The 3,875-nt window shown below is 31.7% G+C and carries 2 protein-coding genes; both read left to right on the top strand.

Annotated features, from left to right (window positions below; all coding sequences use genetic code 11):
- Positions 1–783: 783 nt before the first annotated feature.
- Complete coding sequence (locus OM075_RS24435) at positions 784–1,923, top strand: endo-1,4-beta-xylanase (protein ID WP_301193185.1); 1,140 nt, start codon at positions 784–786, stop codon at positions 1,921–1,923.
- Positions 1,924–2,066: 143 nt separating this feature from the next.
- A complete protein-coding gene (locus OM075_RS24430; protein ID WP_301193184.1) occupies positions 2,067–3,524 on the top strand; it encodes an MFS transporter in 1,458 nt (485 codons plus the stop codon).
- The last annotated feature ends 351 nt before the right edge of the window (positions 3,525–3,875 follow it).

Raw genomic sequence — 3,875 nt, 5'->3', positions numbered from 1 at the left:
ATTGCAATATATTCTGGGGATTCTTTTTTCTTTTCTGCCATAAGTCACAATATTAATAATTTGTTGCTTACAGACAGTGTTTATTTTACATCCTCGCTGATTATATTGATAAGTAATTTATAGTAATGTTTTACAGTCATAATGGTCTTTAGAACTACGTTTTGTGTGTTTATCTGATTATTGTAAACCATCCAACCCTAAGTTTCTATCTCATAATCATAAATTGAAAGATTCAATACATACAGGTAGTTCTTATATTGGTTGAATGGCTTATATATTGATGATCTAACTTCTCATCTATAACTTATTTCTATCAGGTTAATAGTCAAGGATCATACCAGGAACTACTATAATTTTTAATTCTGGAATCTGACTTTATATCTTTCCTTTTAGCTTTAAGGCTTGCCAGCCATTTAATAAATATAGCATCATAATCATTTAAAATTTGATTCAAATTGGGGATTAAAAAACTGTTGTTGATTCCTTAAGATGGTCTTGCATATTTTTTTTTCATAAGACATCTTTAAACTTCAGAATAAAAGCCTAATGTAACGAATAGACAACATTATGTAACAAGGAGACAAGTATAGTAACCATTGTACAATAGCTTGTTACCATTATGATAAGTGCTAATATTCCCCTTTACTACATTTGTAAAGTAACCTATTTGTAACAAGAAAGATTCATTTCAACTTAGATTAATACATCTATGATTTAAAAAATGAGATTGAAATTATAAACAGACAGATAAATATATACTAATACATTAAAAGAAATAATATAATGATTAAGAATAAGCATATAAGGCTTACATCAACGGCATTAATTTTAAGTTTAATTTTTGCAGCTTGTCAGGTTAATAAAAAACAAGAGGAGCCTTCGTTAAAAAGTGCTTTGGAGGGTAAGTTTTACATTGGCACAGCAATGAATCACTCACAAATTTTAGGTTTAGATTCTGCATCACTAAAGGTTATAAAAAAACAGTTTAATTCTATTGTTGCAGAAAACTGCATGAAAAGTGAGCAAATTCACCCAAAGGAAAATGAATATTATTTTGATCTGGCAGATCAGTTTGTTGATTTTGGTGAGGCTAATGATATGTATATTATTGGGCATACATTAATCTGGCATTCACAGGCTCCAAAGTGGTTTTTTGTAGATGAAGAAGGAAACGAAGTTTCAAGAGAAGTCTTGATTGAGCGAATGAAGAATCATATTCATACTGTTGTAGGAAGATATAAAGGTAGAGTAAAAGGTTGGGATGTAGTCAATGAAGCAATTTTAGATGATGGTTCGTTTAGAAAAAGTAAATTTTACAATATCATAGGAGAGGATTTTATTAAACTGGCTTTTCAGTTTGCACACGAGGCTGACCCTGAAGCAGAATTAAATTACAATGATTTTTCAATGGCTAAAGAAGGAAAGCGAAATGGAGTTGTAGTCATGGTAAAGTCACTTCAGGAACAGGGGATTAGAATTGACGGTGTTGGGATGCAGTCACATATTGCTATGAAATATCCTGACATCAAAGAATATGAAAAAAGTATGCAGGCTTTTTCAGAACTTGGTGTAAATGTAATGATTACAGAATTAGATCTTTCCGTAATTCCATCACCTTTTGAAAATGATGGGGCGGATGTTGGTAACCGATTTAAGTATTCACAAGCAATGGATCCCTATAAGGATGGCATGCCAGATTCTGCTGTGGTAGCTTTTAATAAAAGGTATATGGAGTTCTTTAATTTGTATTTAAAGCATCAGGAAAATATTTCAAGGGTAACACTTTGGGGTGTAAATGATGGAAATTCATGGAGAAACAATTGGCCAATTCCTGGTAGAACTGATTTTCCATTACTATTTGATCGTAATAACGAAGCTAAACAAATAGTAAATGAAATATTAATTGCCGCAAAAAATCATTGAGTTTAAAGATTAACTAAGAAGAGTTTTCAGAGATACAAAGAATAGTGTTTTAAGAAAGCACGCATACTATCAAATAGTAATTGTATACAGTGCATCGTTATTAGCTATTCGTCTCTTTATCTTCCTATTAAAAAATATTGATCATGAATTTACAATCACAAAAAATCTCACTTATTGAAAAAATAGGATATAGTTTGGGAGACCTGGCTGCTAATCTTGTTTTTCAAACATTAATAACTTATTTGGCATTCTTTTATACCGATATATATGGATTAGATCCTAAAGATGCCTCTTTAATTATGCTTGTTGTGGGATTAATCGGAGCTTTTGCCTTTAACCCTGTTATTGGTGTATTGGCAGATCGTACCGTATCCAAATGGGGAAAATTTCGTCCATGGATACTTTTTACAACAATTCCCCTATGTGCCATGGCTTTGTTGGCATTTTCAACACCAGACTTTTCTTATAAAGGTAAGTTAATTTATGCTGCAGGTACCTATACGTTATTGTTGCTTATGTATGCAGCAAACAATTTACCTTATTCAGCATTAAGTGGCGTCATTACAGGTAGTATGAAAGAACGCAATAGTATTTCTTCTATTCGTTTTGTTGCAGTATTATTTGCACAGTTTTTTGTACAGGTATTTATGTTACCTATTATTGAGTATGTTGGAGGAGGAGATAAAGCTGCCGGAATTGAGGAGGTAATCACCTGGATGGCAGCGATAGGTACAATCTTGCTATTAATAACCTTTTTTACAACAAAGGAAAGAATTGTACCTACTTTGGAGCAAAAATCTTCTTTGAAAGAAGATTTACTTGATTTATCTAAAAATCGTCCCTGGATTATTATGTTAGTGGCGACGATATTGGTATTTATAACACTATCGATTAAAGGAGGATCCTATGTATATTATTTTAATTATTATGTAGATGAAGGAGCGTTGACTAAATTAATAAGTCCCATTCTTGATTTTATGAATGCCATAGGAATCAACTTTTTTGGTTCAGATCCGGTTTCTGCAGGCTTTGGTTTATTTAATGCGGGCGGTATCATATTTATGTTAATAGGAATTGGATTCTCAAAAAAATTAGCGGATAAATATGGTAAAAGAGACGTATTTGGAGTTTCATTGTTTATTTCTACATTATTTGTATTAGCCTTTGTGTTTTTTCCTCCCAAAGGAGTGCTTTTAATGTTTGGTTCTCAAATATTACATGGATTCTTTTATGGTATTACAACACCGCTTCTATGGGCTATGATTGCGGATGTTGCAGATTATTCTGAATGGAAAAATAATCGAAGAGCAACAGCTATCATTTTTTCAGCAATGATGGTAGGTTTAAAAGCAGGTTTAGCTATCGGGGGTTCTTTAGTAGCTTGGATTTTAGGGTTATATGGTTATATACATGTGGATGCTTCAAAGGCGGCACAGGAACTTATACAACCAGAAACTGTTACAATGGGAGCTAAAATGTTAGTTAGTGTATTTGCCTCCATCCCATTTTTTATTAGTGTAGGAATGTTATTTTTCTATAAGATTAATAAAACCATGGAATTACAAATAGAAACAGATCTTAAAAACAGAAGAATTAAATAATATCCTAATTATAGTATTGTTAAAAAGAATAAATAATTAGTTTCCACACATTAGTATTTTGTTATTAGTCAAGTCGACCGTTAGTCGACACCATAAAACACCGTAGGCAAAATCAAATTTTCATATCTCAGATTTAACCTATGGTGTTTTATATTATAGTGAGAATGAATAATTTTAAAGAACCTAAGAGTTTATCATATTAAGGAACTTTAGATTTTGAGAATATTCTGGAGAGCAGAAATAAAAGAAGTATAGGTATCACTAGTGACCGAGTAAAAAAATAAAAGAGGGTACTTCCTTTCGGTTTCCCCTCAAAGTTGTAAATTGATTTTGCGAAACTTTTTACAACAT

The organism is Plebeiibacterium sediminum (assembly GCF_026013605.1).
In the GTDB taxonomy this organism is placed as follows: Bacteria; Bacteroidota; Bacteroidia; order Bacteroidales; family Marinilabiliaceae; genus Saccharicrinis; species Saccharicrinis sediminus.
This window is presented reverse-complemented; position numbering and strand designations above follow the sequence as displayed.

Excerpts from the sequence above, each read along its gene's own strand:
- OM075_RS24435 (WP_301193185.1), top strand. The coding sequence starts at position 784 with ATGATTAAGAATAAGCATATAAGGCTTACATCAACGGCATTAATTTTA.
- OM075_RS24430 (WP_301193184.1), top strand. The coding sequence starts at position 2,067 with ATGAATTTACAATCACAAAAAATCTCACTTATTGAAAAAATAGGATAT.